The sequence below is a fragment of the Bradyrhizobium sp. DN3 genome, assembly GCF_041357655.1.
Lineage (GTDB): Bacteria > Pseudomonadota > Alphaproteobacteria > Rhizobiales > Xanthobacteraceae > Bradyrhizobium.
In genome coordinates this window covers 44,368-64,452 of record NZ_JAULLN010000023.1, presented here as the reverse complement: position 1 = coordinate 64,452, position 20,085 = coordinate 44,368, and the positions used below count along the sequence as shown (strand labels likewise).

The following is a 20,085-nucleotide window of genomic DNA, read 5'->3' as shown; positions in this document are numbered from 1 at the left end:
CTCACATGCAACTCGGCATGATCGGCCTCGGCCGGATGGGCGGCAACATCGTTCGCCGCCTGATGCGTCACGGCCATTCGACCGTGGTCTACGACAAGGACCCCAAGGCCGTCGCCGGTCTGGCCGCAGACGGCGCAGTCGGTTCCGCGACGCTCGAGGAATTCATCTCGAAACTGGAGCGGCCGCGCACGGCCTGGGTGATGCTGCCGGCGGGGCGCATCACCGAGACCACGATCGAGACGATCGCGGGCGTGATGCAGGCTGGCGACGTCATCATCGACGGCGGCAACACCTTCTGGCAGGACGACGTCCGCCGCGGCAAGGCGCTGAAGGAGCGCGGCATCCACTATGTCGACGTCGGCACGTCCGGCGGCGTCTGGGGGCTCGACCGCGGCTACTGCATGATGATCGGCGGCGAGAAACCGGTGGTCGACCGGCTCGATCCGATCTTCGCGGCGCTCGCGCCCGGTGCCGGCGACATTCCGCGCACGCCGGGGCGCGATGGCCGCGATCCCCGCATCGAGCAGGGCTACATCCATGCAGGCCCCGTCGGGGCCGGCCATTTCGTCAAGATGATCCATAACGGCATCGAATACGGCCTGATGCAGGCCTATGCCGAAGGTTTTGACATCCTCAAGAACGCCAATATCGAGGCGCTGCCGGCGGACCATCGCTACGATTTCGATCTCGCCGACATTGCCGAGGTGTGGCGGCGCGGCAGCGTGATCCCATCCTGGCTGCTCGACCTCACCTCGACGGCGCTCGCCGATAGCCCGGCATTGTCGGAATATTCCGGCTTCGTCGAGGATTCCGGCGAAGGACGCTGGACCGTGAATGCGGCGATCGACGAGGCGGTGCCTGCCGAGGTCCTGACCGCCGCACTGTACACACGTTTCCGTTCCCGCAAGGAACACACCTTTGCCGAGAAAATTCTCTCCGCGATGCGCGCCGGGTTCGGCGGCCACAAGGAGCCGAAGCAGCCCGGCGCGCCGAAGCCGAAGTAAAACCTACTCAAGCGAAGGCCACAATTCGTGACAAAAGACCCGCAGCCAAAGCGCAAGCCGGAAAATTGCGCCTTCGTCATCTTTGGCGTGACCGGCGACCTGACCCATCGGCTGGTGATGCCATCGCTCTACAATCTCGCCGCCGAAGACCTTTTGCCGGAGAAATTCTGCGTCGTCGGCGTGGGTCGCAAGGCTCAATCGGATGGCGAGCTGCGTGACAACCTGATGAAGGGCCTGCGCGAGTTTGCAACCCGCCCGGTCGACGATGTCGTCGCAAAACAGCTGCTGCAATGCGTGACCTTCGTCGAGGCCGATGCGAAGGATCCGCCCTCCTTCGATCGCTTGGGCGAGCATCTGGATTCGCTGGAATGCGCGCGAGGCACCGGCGGCAACCGGCTGTTCTACCTCGCGACCCCGCCCGCGGCTTTCGCGCCGACCGCGCGCGAGCTCGGACGCACCGGCTTGACGAAGCAGAACCGCGCCTGGCGGCGGCTGGTGATCGAGAAGCCGTTCGGCACCGATCTCGCCTCGGCGCGCGCGCTGAATGCCGAGCTGCTGAAGATCATGGACGAGCACCAGATCTATCGGATCGATCATTATCTCGGCAAGGAGACGGTGCAGAACATCCTGGTGCTGCGCTTCGCCAATGGCATGTTCGAGCCGATCTGGAATCGCAACCATATCGACCACGTCCAGATCACGGTGGAGGAGAAGCTCGGCGTCGGCCACCGCGGCGGCTTCTACGACGCCACCGGTGCGCTCCGCGACATGGTGCCGAACCATCTGTTCCAGCTGATGTCGCTGGTCGCGATGGAGCCGCCGAGCCGTTTCGACGCGCATTCGGTCCGCTCCGAGAAGGCCGAAGTGCTCACCGCGATCCAGCGGCCGAGCGAAGAAGAAGCGCTGAAGAGCTCGGTGCGCGCGCAGTATCTCGCGGGCCGCGTCGGCGACGAGGAGATTCCGGACTATCGCACCACGGCGGACGTCAAGCCCGGCAGCACCACCGAGACCTTTGTCGCGCTGAAGCTGATGATCGACAATTGGCGCTGGGCCGGCGTGCCCTTCTATTTGCGCACCGGCAAGGCGCTGGGCCACAAGCGCACGGAGGTCGCGATCAAGTTCAAGCAGGCGCCGCTGTCGATGTTCTCAGGCACGACAGTCGACCGCCTGTCGCAGAACTTCCTCACCATCGGCATCGCGCCGACCGAGACCATCGAGCTCCAGTTCAACGCCAAGATCCCGGGGCCGAGCGTCACCATCGACGGCGTCGAGATGAAATTCCGCTATGGCGACTATTTCCGCGCCGATCCCTCGACCGGCTACGAGACGCTGCTCTACGACTGCATGATCGGCGACAACATCCTGTTCCAACGCGCCGACGGTATCGAGGCCGGGTGGCAGGCGGTGCAGCCGTTCCTGGACGCCTGGAAAAGTGCGGGCACCAACAGCATCGAGACCTATCAAGCCGGCAGCGATGGCCCGGCCTGCGCGGACGAGCTGCTCCGGCGCGACGGACGAAGCTGGCGGAAGTACTCGTGATGGCGGCCGAGCAGCCGAAGCTGATCGTCGCGGCCGACGCCGAGGCGCTGGCGCAGACCGCGGCCGAACGGGTGATGGCGCGGATCGCCGCCAATCCCTCGCGCATCGCGATCTGCCTCACCGGCGGCTCCAGCCCGAAGAAACTCTATCAGTTGCTTGGCAGCGATGCCTGGCGCGAAAAAATTCCGTGGGAGCGCGTGCACTGGTTCATCGGCGACGAGCGTTTCGTGCCGGAAAGCGATCCCCTCAACAACATGGCGGTGGCCCGCGCGACATTTCTTGACCACAGTGCCCCCTCAGGCCATATCCACCCGATCCCGACCACGACCGAAAATCCCGATCGCGCCGCCGAGGCCTATGCGCACGAGCTGCAAGCCTTCTACGGCGCTGACCGGCTCAATTCGGCGCGGCCGCTGTTCGACATGGTCCTGATGGGCGCGGGGCCGGACGGCCACACCGCTTCGCTGTTTCCCGGCTATCCCGAAATCGAGGAGACCGAGCGCTGGGTCACCGGGGTGCCCAAAGCCAATGTCGCGCCTTTCGTGCCGCGGGTCTCGCTCACCTTGCCCGTTCTGGCCTCCTGCCGCGAAATGCTGTTCGAGATTGCCGGGCACGACAAGCAGGCGATCTTGACGCGCCTCCTCAATGGCGAGACTCTGCCGGCGTTACGCGCGCGCTCGAATGGTGAGACCGTCTGGCTGGTCGACCAGGCCGCGCTTCCGGAGGGAATTCGTGGCGGGCGTTGAAGCACCTTGTGCATTGATCGTGATGGGCGTGTCTGGCTCGGGCAAGAGCACGATCGCGGAAGCGCTCGGCCAGCGCCTTGGCTGGCGCTTCGAGGACGGCGACAGTTTTCATCCCGCCAGCAATGTCGAGAAAATGAAGGCGGGCCATCCGCTCACCGACGAAGACCGCTGGCCCTGGCTCAACGCCATCGCCGACGAGATCGCACGGGTCTGCGGGCGCGGCGAGCACGTCATCATCGCCTGCTCGGCGCTGAAACACGCCTATCGTGACGTGCTGCTGCGTGGTCGCGACGACGTCCGCTTCGTCTTCCTGAAGGGCACCAAGGAGCTGATCGCCGAGCGGCTCGCGCACCGCAAGGGTCATTTCATGCCGCCCGAGCTGCTGACCAGCCAGTTCAACACGCTGGAGCCGCCGGAGGCCGGCGAGCACGCCATCACCGTCTCGATCGACGAATCCGTCGAGGCGATCGTGGACGGCGTGGTGCGGCAATTGAGGTTGGGTGGGGCCAGGCGCTGAGCCCAGGAAGCTGAATCTTCAAGAAACCTGAACCTTAAGGTCATGCCATGACGAAGATCTCACTGGTCGTCTCCGACGTCGACGGCACGCTGCTGACCAAGGACAAGACGCTGACGGAGCGTGCGAGGTCTGCCGTGCAGCGGCTGCACCAGGCGGGCATCGGCTTCACCATCACCTCAAGCCGGCCCGCGATCGGCATGCGCTTCCTGATCGAGCCGCTGGCGCTCTGGCTGCCGGTCGGGCCGTTCAACGGCTCCTCGATCGTCGATCCCGAGATGAGGGCGGTCGAACAGCATCTCATCCCAGCGGGCGCGGCCGAGCGGTCGTTGCGAATCCTGCGCGAATTCGGCGCCGACGCGTGGCTCTTCACCACCGACAAATGGCTGATCGACAATCCCGAGGGCAGCTATGTGGCGCATGAGCAGCGCACGATCCGCGCCGATCCGACCATCGTGACGGATTTTTCGCCGTACCTTGCGAGCGCCTGCAAGATCGTCGGCGCCAGTGCCGATGCCGCCGGCCTCGAGCGTTGCGAGAAGGCGATGCAGGAGGCGCTCGGCAGCGAGGCCACCGCGGTGCGCTCGCAAACCTACTATCTCGACATCACCCCGCCCGGCTTCAACAAAGGCACCTTCGTGCAGGCCATTGCCAAGCGCGTGGGCATTGCGACCGAGGCAGTCGCGACCATCGGCGACATGCAGAACGACCTCGCGATGTTCCGCGTCAGCGGCGTCTCGATTGCCATGGGCAATGCCACCGACAACGTCAAGGACCACGCCACCCACGTCACCGCGACCAACGAGCAGGATGGTTTTGCCGAGGCGATGGAGATGATCTTGAAGCTGAATGGGGTTGGTTAAGGGGGCTGCCGCTCGTTCACCTCTCCCGCTTGCGGGAGAGGTCGCCGCGTAGCGGCGGGTGAGGGCTTTCTCCTCGTGGGGATTGTCCCATTGTGGAAGCACCCTCTCCCCAACCCTCTCCCGCAAGCGGGAGAGAGGGGGCGCACCTCCGCCCTGGCAGCGATCAAGCCGCATTTCACCGCACTTGGCACTGTTACGCGCTCACCTTACTGCGACCGCTGCACGGCCGGCTTCTCGCTCTCCCGCCTGGCCGCCGACAGATTATGTGCGGTGTTGATCAGTGCGATGTGGGTCAGCGCCTGCGGGAAGTTGCCGGTCTGGCGCCGCGCCACGGAATCGTATTCCTCCGCCAGCAGCCCGACATCGTTCGCGATGCCCACCACGCGATCGAACAAGACTTGCGCCTTGTCGATATTACCCGACAGCACATGGGCATCGGCCAGCCACAGCGTGCATGCCAGGAACGCGCCTTCGAGCGGCGGCTGACCCGCAGGCACCTCGCGCGGATCGTGCCGCAGCACGAAGCCGTCGTGCATCAGGCCTTTCTCGACAGCAGCGATGGTCCCGCAGATGCGCGGATCGGACGTCGGCAGGAAGCCGACCGCCGGCAGCAGCAGCACGCTGGCATCGAGCAGCTTCGTGCCGTATGACTCGACGAACGTGTTTTCGTCCGCGTCGAAACCGTTGTTGCAGACGTCGCGATGAATGGCCTCGCGCAAGGCCCGCCAGTGCAGCAGCGGCGCCTTGAAGCCGAAGGTCTCCGCACTCTTGATGCCGCGGTCGAAGGCGACCCAGGTCATGACTTTGGAGAAGACGTAGTGTTTGGGCTGGCCGCGGCGCTCCCAGATGCCGTGATCGGGCCGGTCCCAGACCTCGGCGAGATGATTGAGCACCGCGCATTCCAGCGCCCAGCTCTGCTCATCGAGCTTGAGCTTGGCCATGCGCGATTGATGAAATACATCGATCAGCTCACCATAGACGTCGAGCTGGAGCTGCGCATGCGCGGCATTGCCGATGCGCACCGGCCGGGCGCCACCATAGCCGCCGAGCCAGCCCGCCTCCCATTCCAAGAGCCGCCGATGGCCCCAGATGCCGTACATGATCTGCATGTTCGAGGGCGAGCCGGCGGCGGCGCGCAAGAGCCAATTGTGCCAGGCCAGGGCTTCCTCGGTATAGCCCGAGTTCATCAGCGCAAGCAGCGTGAAGGTGGCATCGCGCAGCCAGCAGAAGCGATAGTCCCAGTTCCTGCTGCCCCCGAGCTTTTCCGGCAATGAGGTGGTGGGTGCCGCCACGATGCCGCCGGTCGGGGCGAAGGTCAGCGCCTTCAGCGTGATCAGCGAACGTACGATGAGATCGTGATAGCCGCCGTCGCGAGTGCAACGGCTGCACCAGTCGTGCCAGAATCTTTCGGTCTCCTGGAGCGCGATCTCCGGGTCGATCGGCGCCGGCGGCTCGATGTGCGAGGGCCCGTAGGTCAGCACGAAGGGTATGGTCTGGCCGGACGTCACCTCGAAGTCAGAAACCGTGGTCAGATCTTCGCCGCGGGTCTCGACAGGCGTGCGCAGCACAATCATGTCCGGGCCGGCGATTGCCATCAGAGAATGGTCGATCCGCCGCACCCATGGGATAGCCGCACCGAAGCCAAAACGGATGACGAGCTGCATCCGCATCTTCACCGCGCCGCTGATACCGCGGACCAGCCGCACGATGTCGGATGCCTTGCCGCGCGGCGGCATGAAGTCGATCAGCGCGACGGTGCCGCCCTTCGTCTCGATGCGGGTTTCGAGGATGAGGGTATTGCCGAGATAGCGGCGGGACGCAGCGGTGACATCCACGCTCGGTGCGATCAGCCAGCGACCATTCTTGTGCGTGCCGAGGATCGCGGCAAAGCAGGCGTCGGAATCGAAAGCCGGCCAGCACAACCAATCGATCGAGCCGTTGCGCCCGACCAGCGCCGCGGTCTCGCAGTCGCCTATCAGCGCATAGTCCTCGATCCTCTGAGACAATGTCGTTCGAGCCTGAGAAGCCCCGGCTGTTCAACTCCCGCCGGTCAATGAACGTTCCCGCGTCGCGGCCTTCAAAGCCGCGAGATCGACCTTGGTGGCGATCTTGTCGAGTATAACAGGAAGCCGCTGGCGCCAGTTCGGATGCTCGTCGATCGTGCCGGGGATGTTGGGCTGGTCGATCACGCCGAGCAGATCCTCCAGCGACACCGCGAGCAGCCGCGATGGCGTGCGCGACAGAAAGGCGAGCACGGAATAGAGATCGTTGGTGTTGATGCCGTTCTGGCGCAAAATCTCGTCGAGCCTGCCGAGCGCGTCCCAGCGCGCCTGCTCGCTTTCGCCGGGATCGATCCCGAGCGAAAGCTTCATCTTGAGGTCGCTGAAGGAGCGCCAGCCGGCATAGGTCGACAGGTCGTGCGTATTCAGCGTGACGAGTGCGTTGGGCCGGTAGTGGTCGACATTGCGGAAGTGGCCGGCATCGTCGCGCTCGAACATCATGACGAGGTAGGACCAGATGCCGAAATCCTGCATGGTCTCGCGGAAGCCTTCCGGCACCGTGCCGAGGTCCTCGCCGATCACGATGCATTTATGAGCCGCACTCTCGCACGCCACCGCCGCCAGCAGCGCCTCGAACGGCATCTGCACATAGGCACCGTTGTCGGGCTTGAAACCGCGCGGCACCAGATAAAGTCGCTTCAAGCCGAGCACGTGATCGAGCCTGATCGCCCCTGCATGACGCATCGAGGCCGCGAGCATGTCGGCGAACGGCACGAAGGATTGGGCCTCCAGGCCGCCCGCGTTGAAGCCGGCAAGACCCCAGTCCTGGCCGACGGTATTGAGCACATCGGGCGGCGCGCCGACGGCGAGATGGCGCGAAATCGCCATCTGCTCGTTCCAGGCATCGAAACCATTGGACTGCACGCCGACGGCAACGTCGAGATAGAGCCCGACCGGCATGCCGAGCTGGCTGGCCAGCTCCTTGGCCGCATGCAACTGGCTGTCAGCCGTCCATTGCACGAATTCGACGAACTCGACATCGCGCTTGTTGGCCCCGTTGCGCAGCTCGGCGCATTTCGCATCGTCGGGCTTTTGCCATTCCACCGGCCATTCCCACCAAGGCACGGTGAAGCGATGACGCAGCACTTCGAAGCAGGCAAAGCGGGACAACAGCGGGCCGCGGGCAGCGCGGAAGGCGTCAAACTCCCGGCGGCGTGCTTCGCTCGCGCTCGTCACGAAACTGTTGAAGGCAGCGCGCAGGCCCAGCCATTTCAACGCCGCCATGTCCGCGTACGGCACACGGTCGCCCTCGCGCAGCCGTGCTGCGGTCGCGGCGGCATCCGGCACGAGGTCGGGCGCAAATTCCGGGATCGCCGCGACGTCGATATAGAGCGGATTGAGAAACAGCCGGCTGTTCGGCGAATAGGGGCTGCAATCGGCGGGCTGGTCGTCGAACAGCACATGCAGCGGATTGAGCCCGACGCCGTCGGCCCCCAATTGTTTGGCGAGCCGGACGAGGTCGGCCAGGTCCGTGAAGTCACCGATACCCCAATTGCGGTTGGAGCGGACGCTGTAGAGCTGCACGGCAAGCAACCAGCCGCGGTCGAAATCGCCGCCGAAGGCGCGCTCGGGCGCCACGATCATCGGCACCTCTTCCGTCACACCTTCGGCATCGGTCAGCGTCAAACGGTGATAGCCGAGCGGCAGGCCGGCCGGCCAGGCGATCACGGGCTCGCGCGTCTGGCCTTGCGCGATCGATTTACCGTTTGCGGCCAATTTCCATTGCAGCGGCGGCGCACCGATGGCCGCCAATTCCGTCCGCGGATGCCCTAAGGCGCGCACCACGACCGGCCCGCCGACGAAGCGGTAAACCCGCTTCTCGGGCAGGGCGTCGAGGATGGATTTGAGGGCCACGGGGTCGGTGACCCGCAGCTTACCCAGGGCATCGATGAATTCGGACTGGACGCCCTTGATCCGGGCTTGAGTTATGAGATCCATTCGGCACGCAGCTTGCAGGCCACCCTTTTGCCGGGGGCATCGATTTAACGAGGCAGCGAAAGACGTTAGTCGGGCTTAACTCACAAACCGCGCCTGCCGTTCCCCGCCGGAACTAATGACACACAAGCGGCTTTTTATATAGGTATCAAGCGTAGGTTCCCGACAAGGGAAACGGGCCCCTGCTTTCTTGTCAATGGCATCACCGTGAACAAGACAATTCAAACTGTCGAAAGTGCCGCAGCCGGCAGCGCTTTCCTCATCGAAGACGTCTATCCCTTGATCGATGGCGGCCGCTTCGCCGTGAAGCGGATCGCGGGCGACCGGGTCGAGGTCTGGGCCGACATCTATCGCGACGGCGATGCCGTGATCGGCGCCGCGCTGCTGTGGCGCCGCGAGCAGGACCGCGAATGGCAGCGTGAGCCGATGAGCCATCATGGCAATGACCGCTGGTCGGGCGCCTTCGTCCCGACCGCGGCCGGTCAATACATCTACGCCATCGAAGCCTGGACCGACGAGTTCGCCACCTGGTCCCACGGCGTCGCGCGCAAACAACGCTCCGGTGCGGACGTCACCCTCGACGCGATCGAGGGCGCCGGCCTCTTGACCAAGGCGCATGGCGCCGGGCAAGACGCAGCGGTGGTCATCATCAGGCAATGCGAGGACTATCTGCAGAGCGGCGACGTCGGCCCGCTGCTCGCAACCGAGCTCGGTGAAGCCATGGCCGAGAGCCAGTCGCGGTCCGACCTCACCCGCTCGGCCCTCTTTCCGCTGATCATCGACCGCGACAAGGTACGCTTTGGTGCCTGGTATCAGATGATGCCGCGCAGCCAGAGCCGGATCCCCGGCCAGCACGGCACCCTGAGAGACTGCATCGCCCGCCTGCCCGACATCGCCGCGATGGGTTTTGACGTGCTCTACCTCACGCCGATCCACCCGATCGGCCACGCCCGCCGCAAGGGCCGCAACAATGCGCAGGTCGCGAGTGCAGGCGATCCCGGCTCGCCCTATGCGATCGGCGCGACGGAGGGTGGCCACGATGCGCTGCATCCCGAGCTCGGCACGATCGAGGATTTCCGCGCATTGGTTGCGACCTGCCTGGAATACGGCCTCGAGCTCGCGCTCGATTTCGCCGTGCAATGCTCGCCGGACCATCCCTGGCTGACGCAGCATCCGGAATGGTTCAAGTGGCGGCCGGATCGCTCGGTGCGGACGGCGGATGGCCCCTATTCGGACATCGTCATCCCAGATTTCAACTCCGTCGACAGGCCTGGACTGTGGAACGCGTTTCGGGATGCTCTGCTGTTCTGGATCGACCATGGCGTGACCATCTTCGCCATCGACAATCACGACACCGCGCCGCTTCCGTTCTGGGAATGGCTGATCCGCGACATCCGCCGCCGCCACCCCGAGGTGATCCTGTTCTCCAAGACATTCGCGCGGCCGAAGCTGATGAAGGGCCTCGCCAAGCTCGGCTTTGCGCAGTCCTTCACCTATTTCCCCTGGCGCACCTCGCGGTGGGAGCTGGAGCAATATCTCGGCGAGCTGACGCGCTATCCCGAACGCGACTTCTATCGACCGAACCTGTTCGTCAACACGGCCGACCTGCTGCCCTATCACCTCCAGAGCGGCGAAGCCTGGGCGTTCAAGTCGCGCCTCGCGCTGGCCGCGACGCTGTCGGGCAATTACGGCATCTTTGGCGGATTCGAGCTCTTGGAGCACGAGGCGATTCCCGGCCGTGAAGAATATCTGGATTCCGAGAAATACCAGATCAAGCAGCGCGACTGGGACAAGCCCGGCAACATCAAGCCCTACATCACCGCGCTCAATCGCGTCCGCAACGAGAATGCGGCGCTCCGGCAGACGGCCAATTTGCGCTTCCTCGGCGTCGAGGACGGCGAAACCATCGCCTTCGCCAAGGAGGCAGCCGAGACAGCCAACACCGTCATCGTCGTGATCGCGCTGTCGCGCCATGTGCGCGAATTCTGGCTGCCGCTCGGTGACGTCACCGTTGACGCCGGCGGGCAGCGACACCATGTGACGGCACTCGAAAACCTCCTCACCGGCGAAAAGTCCCGCATCGAATGGGGCGGGGTCAGGCTGCGTATCGATCCCGAGCGCGATCCGGCGCTCTTGTTCCGCGGCCTGGCGTAAGGGTTCACGCCATGAATGTTCTGTCTTCCGTCGACACCAAGAAAGCCGAGGCTGCCGAGATCGTGGACGAGCTCTGGTACAAGGACGCCATCATCTACCAGCTCCACGTCAAGGCGTTTGCCGACAGCAACAATGACGGGATCGGCGACTTCGCCGGGCTGACCGAGAAGCTGCCCTATCTCCAGGAACTCGGCGTCACCGCGCTGTGGCTGCTGCCGTTCTACCCCTCGCCCGGCCGCGACGACGGTTACGACATCGCCGATTACGGCGCGGTCAATCCCGATTTCGGGACGATGAAGGATTTCAAGCGCTTCATCCAGGAGGCGCAGAAGCGGGGCCTGCGCGTCATCACCGAGCTGGTCGTCAACCACACCTCGGACCAGCACAAGTGGTTCAAGCGCGCGCGCCGCAGCCATCCGGGCTCGAGCGCCCGCAACTGGTATGTCTGGAGCGACACCGATCAGAAATACCAGGGCACGCGCATCATCTTCACCGACACGGAGAAGTCGAACTGGACCTGGGACCCCGAGGCCGGCGCCTTCTACTGGCACCGCTTCTTCTCACACCAGCCGGATCTGAATTTCGACAATCCGCGCGTCGTCAGCGCACTCATCCAGGTGATGAAGCGCTGGCTCGATGCCGGTGTCGACGGCTTCCGGTTGGATGCCATTCCCTATCTGTGCGAGCGTGAGGGCACCTCGAACGAGAACCTGCCCGAGACGCATGCGATCATCAAGCGCTTGCGCCAGGAGCTCGACGCCTACTCCAAGGGCAAGCTGCTGCTGGCCGAGGCCAATCAATGGCCGGAGGACGTGCAGGAATATTTCGGCCGTGGCGACGAGTGCCACATGGCCTATCATTTCCCGCTGATGCCGCGGATCTACATGGCGATCGCGCAGGAGGACCGTTTCCCGATCACCGACATCCTGCGCCAGACCCCGGACATCCCGGCGAGCTGCCAATGGGCGCTGTTCCTGCGCAATCATGACGAATTGACGCTGGAGATGGTCACCGACGTCGAGCGCGACTATCTCTGGACCACCTACGCCAACGACCCGCGCGCGCGCATCAATGTCGGCATCCGCCGGCGCCTTGCGCCGCTGATGGACAATGACCGCCGCAAGATCGAGCTGATGAACTCGCTGCTGCTGTCCTTCCCCGGCACGCCGATCGTCTACTACGGCGACGAGATTGGCATGGGCGACAACATCTATCTCGGCGACCGCAACGGCGTGCGCACGCCGATGCAGTGGAGCCCGGACCGCAACGGCGGCTTCTCACGCTGCGACCCGGCCCGCCTTTACGCGCCGCTGATCATGGATCCGGTCTACGGCTACGAGTCGGTGAACGTGGAGGCGCAGTCGCGCAGCCTGTCCTCGCTGCTCAGCGCCACCAAGCGGCTGATCTCGGTGCGCAAGTCGACGCTTGCCTTCGGCCGCGGCACCATGACCTTCATCCGCCCGGCCAACCGCGCCGTGCTGGCTTATGTCCGGCAATACCGCGACGAGGTGATCCTCTGCGTGGCCAATTTGTCGCGCGCCGCGCAGGCGACCGAGCTTGACCTGTCGCCTTGGAAGGACCGCATCCCGCAGGAAATGCTCGGCCGCACGCGCTTCCCCGCGATCGGCGAGCTGCCCTACATGATCACGCTGGGGCCCTACGGTTTCTACTGGTTCCAGCTTCAGGAGCGCGACAAGTCCGAGCCGGTGACGCCGCGCGCGGTGCCGGAGTTCGAGACGCTGGTGGTGCCGGTCAACTCGAATTGGGTGTCGCTCGCCCGCGAGCGCGGCGTGTTCGAGCGCGACGTGCTGCCGGGATTCCTGTCGCGGACGCGATGGTATCCCGAGCACAATGCCAAGCACATCAAGACCACGCTGACCTCGGCGGCGCCGTTCTGCGACATCGGCGACAACCGGCCCTGGATCGCGTTCTTCGAAACCAAGCAGGGGAACGAGACGACACGCTACGTGCTGCCGTTGCAGATCGAGTGGGTGCGCTTCGATCGCGAACGCTTCAACCCGAAGGCGCTTGCCGCAGTGCGTCAGGGCGCGCGCGAAGGCACGCTGCTCGATGTTGCGACCGAGCAGATCTTCATCGGCCTGTTCCTGCGCAATTTGTCGCAGAACCTGGCAGTGGAAGAGAACAACCTGCGGCTGGAATTCAAGGCGACCAGCCGGTTTGCCGATTACATCATCAAGGAGCCCGAACGCATCCGCGCGATCGAGCAGTCGAACAGCACCGCGCTGATCGACAATCAATACGTCGCCAAGATCTATCGTCGTCTCGAAAGCGGCATCAGTCCCGAGATCGAGATCGGCCACTATCTCACCGAGATCGCCCGCTTTGCCAACACGCCGGCGCTGCTGGGTAGCGTCGAGCTGGTCGAGGGCGAGCAGCGCAGCGCGCTCGGCGTGCTGCATGCCTATGTCGAGAACCAGGGCGACGGCTGGACTGTGACAACGGGCTACCTCGATCGCTATATCGACGAGCAGCGCGTGTTGCCGGCAGGCGAAACGCTCCGCGAAACCCAGGAGCAGGCGCCTTATCTGCACTTCATCGCGCAGATCGGCCGGCGGCTCGGCGAGCTGCATGTCGCGCTGGCCGCGGCAAAGCCGGACGAGCTCGCTCCGGAGCCGATCGGCTCCTCGTACATCACGCGCCTCGTCTCCGACCTCAAGGCGCGCGCCGAGCGGGTCTTCGAACGGCTGGCCAACAGCCGCGACGGCCTGCGGGAGGCGGATCGGCCGCTGATCGATCAGCTCACGGAGGCCCGCGCGACCCTGCCCGACCGCCTGAATGCGCTATTGCCTTCCGGGATCGGCGGGTTGAACATCCGTCATCATGGCGACTTCCGTCTCGGACAAACTCTGATCGTGAAGGACGATATCTTCATCATCGACTTCGACGGCGATCCGCGTGTGCCATTGGCCGACAAGCGGCGCAAGGCGCCGGCCGCGCGCGACGTCGCGGGCATGATCCACTCGATTGATGTTTCGGTCAACGCGGCCCTCAGTCGCGCGCTGACGGGCGCTTCCGACGAGCAGGGCCGGCTCGCAGCCGCGCTCGACGAATGGCGCGAGCGCGCTACCGCAACCTTCTTGTCCGCCTATCGCGAAACCATGACCGATCGGCGGATTTGGCCGCAAGATCCGCAATCCGCGGAAGGCCTGATAAACTTCTTCCTGCTTGATCAAGCGTTCAACGAAGTAGAGTACGAGCTGTCCCACCGGCCTGAGGGGCTCAATGCGCCGCTGACCGGACTGCTTCGCATTCTGTCCAGTGCCGAGAGCGAAGCCCATGCCTAAACTGCCTGCTGAGGCCTACGCGATCATCGAAGGCCGCCACTCCGATCCCTTCCACTATCTCGGGCTGCATCCCGAGGGCGGTAGAAGTGTGGTGCGCGCCTTTCTCCCCGAAGCCTCGAATGTCGAGGCGGTCGGCGAGCATGGCGAAGTCGCCCCGCTCGACCGCGTGCACGATTCCGGCCTGTTCATCGGGGCCCTGCCCAACGGCTCGAAGCATTACCAGCTGCGCGCGAAATTCGGCGGCAACGTCGTCGAGTTCGAGGACGCCTACCGCTTTCCGCCGATCCTGACCGATTTCGACCTTTATCTGCTCGGCGAAGGCACCCACCAGCGCCTCTACGACAAGCTCGGCGCCCATCCGATGCGGCACGAAGGTGTCGACGGCATCGGCTTCGTGGTGCTGGCGCCGAATGCGCGGCGCGTGTCCGTGGTCGGCGATTTCAATTTCTGGGACGGGCGGCGCCATCCCATGAGGGTACGCGGCAGCGGCTATTGGGAGCTGTTCATCCCGCATGCGAAGATTGGCGATCACTACAAGTTCGAAGTCATCGGCCCGCATGGCCATATGCTTCCGTTGAAATCCGATCCGCTGGCCTTTGCGAGCGAGGTGCGGCCCAAGACAGCGTCGATCGTGTTCGACGAGGCGCGCCTGCCGCGGCCGCGGCCGGCGCCCGACGGCATCAACGCGCTGTCGGCGCCGATGTCGATCTACGAGGTCCATCTCGGCTCGTGGCGGCGCAAGAACGGCAATGAATGGCTAACCTATCGCGAACTGGCCGAGCAGCTGCCGGCCTATGCCCGCGACATGGGCTTCACCCATCTCGAATTTCTCCCGGTGAGCGAGCATCCGTTCGACGGCTCCTGGGGTTACCAGCCGACCGGCCTCTATGGCCCGACCAGCCGCTTCGGCACGCCGGAGGATTTTGCCGTTCTCGTCGATGCCTGCCACCGCGAAGGCGTCGGCGTGCTGCTCGACTGGGTGCCCGGCCACTTCCCGGACGATCCGCACGGGCTAGGTCATTTCGACGGCACCTCGCTCTACGAGCACGCCAACCCGCTCCAGGGCCGCCACCTCGACTGGGGCACGCTGATCTACAATTACGGCCGCACCGAAGTGACGAACTTCCTGGTGTCGAACGCGCTGTTCTGGCTGGAGCGCTATGCGATCGACGGCCTGCGCGTCGATGCCGTGGCATCGATGCTCTATCTCGATTACAGCCGGCCGCCCGGCGCGTGGATTCCGAACCAGTATGGCGGGCGGGAGAACATCGAGGCGATCAACTTCCTGCGCCGCTTCAACACGGAAGTCTTCGCCCGCTTCCCGCAGGCGACCACGGCGGCTGAGGAGTCCACCGCCTGGCCTCAGGTCTCACGCCCGGTCGAATTCGGCGGGCTCGGCTTCGGCTACAAGTGGAACATGGGCTGGATGCACGACACGCTGAGCTACATCAGCAAGGATCCGATCTACCGCAAGCACCACCACGGTGAGATCCTGTTCGGCCTGCACTATGCGTTCTCGGAAAACTTCATCCTGCCGCTGTCGCATGACGAGGTCGTGCACGGCAAACGCTCGATCCTCGGCCGGATGCCCGGCGACGAGTGGCAGCGCTTTGCGAACTTGCGCGCCTATTACAGCTTCATGTTCGGCCATCCCGGCAAGAAGCTGTTGTTCATGGGCGCGGAGATCGCGCAGAGCCGCGAATGGAACCATGACCAGTCGCTCGACTGGCACCTGCTCCAATACAAGTACCATTCCGGCATCCAGGCGCTGATCCGCGACCTCAACCGGCTCTATCGCGCGGTGCCCGCGCTGCACCAGATGGATTGCGACCAGGCCGGCTTCGAATGGCTGGTCACCGACGACGCCAACCGCAACGTGTTCGCCTGGCTGCGCAGGGGCTTCGACGAGCAAGCGCGGTGCCTGGTGATCGTCAACTTCTCGCCGAACGTCTACCAGAACTATCGCGTTCGCGTGCCCTTTGGCGGCAAGTGGAAGGAAGTGCTCAACTCGGATTCCGCCCACTATGGCGGCAGCAACGTCGGCAACATCGGCGAAGTCCATGCCGAGGGCGGCGAGCTCCGCCTCACCATTCCGCCACTTGCCGCGATCTTCCTCGTTCCAGAAAGCTGACACATGCGCTTGACTGCTGGATCGCCCGCACGCCTCGGCGCAAGCTGGGACGGACGCGGCACCAATTTCGCGCTGTTCTCCGCCAACGCGCAGAAGGTCGAGCTCTGCCTGTTCGACACGCAAGGCCGCCGCGAGCTCGAACGCATCGAGTTGCCGGAACGGACCGAAGACGTCTGGCATGGCTATCTCAACGACGTCTCGCCCGGCCAGCTCTACGGTTATCGTGTGCACGGCCCCTACGAGCCCGAGCACGGCCACCGCTTCAACGCCAACAAGCTGCTGCTCGACCCCTATGCCAAGCGGCTGGCCGGACGGCTGGTCTGGAGCGATGCGCATTTCGCTTACCGCACCGGCTCGCCGCGCGAGGACCTGTCGTTCGACCGGCGCGACAATGCGCGCGGCATGCCGAAGGCCGTCGTCGTCGACGAGACCTTCAACTGGGGCCGGCGCGAGATCCGTCCCAACATCCCCTGGGAAGACACCATCATCTACGAGGCCCACGTCAAGGGCCTGACGCAGAAGCGCGACGACGTGCCGCCGAACCTTCGCGGCACCTATGGTGGCCTGTCATCGCCGGCGATGATCGAGCATCTGAAGAGGCTTGGCGTCACAACGATCGAGCTTCTCCCGATCCACAGCTTCGTCGACGACCGCATCCTGGTGGAAAAGAAGCTCGCCAATTACTGGGGCTACAACACGCTGTCCTTCTTCGCGCCCGAGCCGCGCTACGCCCAGGACAACGCGCTGGATTCCTTCCGCACCACGGTCGCGCGGCTGCACGATGCCGGCATCGAGGTGATGCTGGATGTCGTCTACAACCACACCGCCGAGGGCAATCACCTCGGCCCGACGCTGTGCTATCGCGGCATCGACAACGCCTCCTATTACTGGCTGAACCGCGAGAACCCGCGCTATTACGACGACTTCACCGGCTGCGGCTCGTCGGTGAACCTCACCCATCCGCGCGTGCTCCAGATGGTGATGGATTCGCTTCGCTACTGGGTCGAGGTCTGCCATGTCGACGGCTTCCGTTTCGACCTTGCGACCACGCTGGCGCGCGGCCCGAACGGCTTTGATCGCGGCATCTCGTTCCTGACTGCGGTCCGGCAGGATCCGGTGCTGGCGACCGTCAAGCTCGTGGCCGAACCGTGGGATCTCGGGCTTGGCGGCTATCAGGTCGGCGCCTTCCCCTCGCAATGGTCGGAGTGGAACGATCGCTATCGCAGCGCCATGCGCCGCTACTGGAGCGGCGAAGGCAGCCTGATCGGCGACATCTCCAGCCGCATGACGGCGTCATCAGACCTGTTCAACCATGACGGACGGCGGCCGCGCGCCGGCATCAACCACATCACCGTGCATGACGGCTTCACGCTCGCCGACCTCTTCAGCTACAACGAGAAGCACAACGAGGCCAACGGCGAGGACAATCGCGACGGCTCCAACGACAACCACAGCAACAATTGCGGCGTCGAGGGCCCGACCGACGATCCCCAAATCCTCAGCCTGCGCCGGCAGCTTCGCAAGAACGTGCTGGCCTGCCTGATACTGGCGCAAGGCGTTCCGCTGATCCTCGCCGGCGACGAGGTCGGCAATTCTCAGTCCGGCAACAACAACGCCTATTGCCAGGACAACGAGGTCGGCTGGGTCGGCTGGGACAATCTCGGCAAGGAGGGCGACGACATGATCGATTTCGTCGCCCATCTCGCCGACATCCGCCGCCGGTTCTCGCAACTCCGCAGCCATCGCTGGCTCGACGGCCGCACCAAGGACGGCATCTCCTACGGCGCGCTGTGGCTGACGCCCGCCGGGGACGAGATGACGGAGAACGACTGGAAATTCCCGGAAGGGCGGTTTCTCTCCTATGTGATGGGGCCGATGGAACCGGGCAGCGCCGCGATCTTTATCGTTCTGAACGCCGCTCCCGAAGAGATCGCATTCAAATTGCCCAAAATGACCGAATACAAGAGCTGGCAGCAGATCCTCAACACGACCGAGGCCAGGCTGAACTCGATCGACTTCCTGCCCGGAAGCGACAGCAAGGCGCCGCCGCGATCCGTGCTCGCCTTCGCGGGGGCGCTATGAGGCCATCCTTCGGGGCGAGGCCGACCAAGGACGGCGTGTCGTTCCGGCTGTGGGCGCCCGGCGCGCGCCGCGTCGATCTCCTGCTCGACAGAAGGCACGCGATGCAGCGCCGGCGGGATGGCTGGTACGTGGCCGACATTGCCGGCCTGCGCGCCGGTAGCAATTACAAATTCCGGATCGACGACGAGATCGACGTGCCCGATCCGGCCTCGGCATTCCAGCCCGAAGATGTGTTCGGCCCGAGCGAGGTGATCGATCACGACGCCTTTGTGTGGCGCGCGCGCGATTGGCGCGGCCGTCCCTGGGAAGAGACGGTGCTGATCGAGACCCATGTCGGCACCTTCACGCCAGAGGGTACCTACCGCGCCATGATCGACAAGCTCGATCATCTCACAGCGAGCGGCATCACCGCACTGGAATTGATGCCGCTGGCCGATTTCGCCGGCCGCCGCGGCTGGGGCTATGACGGCGTACTGTGGTATGCGCCCGACAGCGCCTATGGCCGCCCTGAAGACCTGAAGACGCTGATCGACGAGGCGCATTTGCGCGGGCTCATGGTGTTCCTCGACGTCGTCTACAATCACTTCGGCCCCGAGGGGAATTACCTCGGCCGCTATGCGCCGACCTTCTTTACCGACGCGCACACGCCCTGGGGCAGCACAATCGACTATCGCGTGCCGCAGGTGCGCGCGTTCGCGGTCGAGAACGCGCTGTCCTGGCTCAGCGACTACCGCTTCGATGGCCTGCGGCTGGATGCCGCCAACCACATCATGGCGGTGCCCGGCGAGCAGTCCATGCTGCAAGACCTCAGCGTCGCTGCCGGCGAGCTCGCCAAAGCCACGGGACGGCACATCCATCTGGTGCTCGAGAACGGTGACAACCGCGCGAGCCTGCTCGATGCCGCGCAGGAGCCGCCGAACGGCAAATATCGCGGACAGTGGAACGACGACTATCACCACGTCTGGCACGTGATGCTGACCGGCGAGCTCGCAGGCTACTACGCGGACTACCAGACGCCGCGCATGGATCTTGCGCGCGCGCTCGCCTCCGGCTTCGTCTACCAGGGCGAGATCTCGGAATTCTGGGGCAAGAAGCCGCGCGGCGAGCCGAGCGGCGAGCTGCCGCCGGCGACCTTCGTCAACTTCCTGCAAAACCACGACCAGATCGGCAACCGCCCACTCGGCGACCGGCTCGAGAGCCTGGCATCGCCAAAACAGATCGAGGCCGCGCTCGCGGTCACCCTGCTCGCGCCGATGGTGCCGATGCTGTTTCAGGGCGAGGAATGGGGCTCCACGGTGCCCTTCCCATTCTTCTGCGACTTCCACGACGGATTGGCCGATGCCGTGCGCAAGGGGCGCAAGCAGGAATATGCCTGGGCCTATGAGAAATACGGCGACGAGGTACCTGATCCGCTCGATCCGGCAACGCTGCAATTGGCCGTGCTCGACTGGAACGGCCGCACGCCCGAGCAGGACGCGCGGCTTGCGCTGGTGCGCGAGCTGCTCGCGCTCCGGCGCAAGGAGATCATGCCGCGGCTGAAAGGAGCGAGGTTCGGCGATGCCGAGGCAGCAGATACCGGCTTGCTCACTGCACATTGGCGCATGGGGGACGGCGCGACGCTCCACCTGACCGCGAATCTCTCGGACAAGGACGTCGCGTATTCCAACAGCAATGCGGGCACGCCGATCTGGGGCGGCGAGGCCGGCGAGCGGCTTCCGCCCTGGTCGGTGGTTTGGCATCTCGGAGGTTAGC

The 20,085-nt window shown here is 64.6% G+C and carries 12 protein-coding genes; 10 read left to right on the top strand and 2 right to left on the bottom strand.

The annotated features are described in order from the left end of the window. Positions 1-5: 5 nt before the first annotated feature. The 5 genes from gnd to AAE027_RS29305 are packed head-to-tail and all read left to right on the top strand — an operon-like array spanning position 6 to position 4,666. Positions 6-1,004, top strand: coding sequence for a phosphogluconate dehydrogenase (NAD(+)-dependent, decarboxylating) (gene gnd / locus AAE027_RS29325; protein WP_370989429.1), 999 nt, complete (start codon positions 6-8; stop codon positions 1,002-1,004). Positions 1,005-1,031: 27 nt separating this feature from the next. Further along, on the top strand, positions 1,032-2,543 hold the full coding sequence (zwf, locus tag AAE027_RS29320; RefSeq protein ID WP_370989427.1) for a glucose-6-phosphate dehydrogenase: 1,512 nt from the start codon (positions 1,032-1,034) through the stop codon (positions 2,541-2,543). Continuing rightward, positions 2,540-3,289, top strand: a complete 750-nt coding sequence (pgl, locus tag AAE027_RS29315) for a 6-phosphogluconolactonase (RefSeq protein WP_370989426.1) — start codon at positions 2,540-2,542, stop codon at positions 3,287-3,289. The genes zwf and pgl overlap by 4 nt, the downstream gene beginning before the upstream one ends. After that, positions 3,276-3,806 carry a gluconokinase gene (locus AAE027_RS29310; protein ID WP_128936164.1) on the top strand — a complete coding sequence of 177 codons (531 nt, stop codon included), beginning with the start codon at positions 3,276-3,278 and terminating at the stop codon, positions 3,804-3,806. Before pgl ends, AAE027_RS29310 begins: the two co-directional genes overlap by 14 nt. A gap of 47 nt (positions 3,807-3,853) precedes the next feature. Continuing rightward, on the top strand, positions 3,854-4,666 hold the full coding sequence (locus AAE027_RS29305; protein ID WP_370989425.1) for an HAD family hydrolase: 813 nt from the start codon (positions 3,854-3,856) through the stop codon (positions 4,664-4,666). 206 nt (positions 4,667-4,872) lie between these two features. Here AAE027_RS29305 and AAE027_RS29300 read toward each other — a convergent pair whose 3' ends face one another. Together AAE027_RS29300 and malQ are read right to left on the bottom strand one after the other, a co-directional pair. Further along, a complete protein-coding gene (locus AAE027_RS29300; RefSeq protein WP_370989424.1) occupies positions 4,873-6,672 on the bottom strand; it encodes a glycoside hydrolase family 15 protein in 1,800 nt (599 codons plus the stop codon). Between the two features lie 30 nt (positions 6,673-6,702). Further along, positions 6,703-8,664, bottom strand: coding sequence for a 4-alpha-glucanotransferase (malQ, locus tag AAE027_RS29295; RefSeq protein WP_370989423.1), 1,962 nt, complete (start codon positions 8,662-8,664; stop codon positions 6,703-6,705). 204 nt (positions 8,665-8,868) lie between these two features. On the opposite strand from malQ, the gene AAE027_RS29290 reads away from it, so the two are divergent. From AAE027_RS29290 to treZ, 5 genes are read left to right on the top strand one after another with little or no spacing between them, the layout of a single operon-like run. Further along, positions 8,869-10,815, top strand: a complete 1,947-nt coding sequence (locus tag AAE027_RS29290; RefSeq protein WP_370989422.1) for a maltotransferase domain-containing protein — start codon at positions 8,869-8,871, stop codon at positions 10,813-10,815. Between the two features lie 11 nt (positions 10,816-10,826). Beyond that, on the top strand, positions 10,827-14,120 hold the full coding sequence (gene treS, locus AAE027_RS29285; RefSeq protein WP_370989421.1) for a maltose alpha-D-glucosyltransferase: 3,294 nt from the start codon (positions 10,827-10,829) through the stop codon (positions 14,118-14,120). Then, on the top strand, positions 14,113-16,251 hold the full coding sequence (glgB, locus tag AAE027_RS29280; protein ID WP_370989420.1) for a 1,4-alpha-glucan branching protein GlgB: 2,139 nt from the start codon (positions 14,113-14,115) through the stop codon (positions 16,249-16,251). The genes treS and glgB overlap by 8 nt, the downstream gene beginning before the upstream one ends. Positions 16,252-16,254: 3 nt before the next feature. Continuing rightward, a complete protein-coding gene (glgX, locus tag AAE027_RS29275; protein ID WP_370989418.1) occupies positions 16,255-18,333 on the top strand; it encodes a glycogen debranching protein GlgX in 2,079 nt (692 codons plus the stop codon). After that, entirely contained in the window at positions 18,330-20,084 is a 1,755-nt protein-coding gene (treZ, locus tag AAE027_RS29270) for a malto-oligosyltrehalose trehalohydrolase (RefSeq protein ID WP_370989417.1), read from the top strand. Before glgX ends, treZ begins: the two co-directional genes overlap by 4 nt. Position 20,085 lies beyond the last annotated feature (1 nt).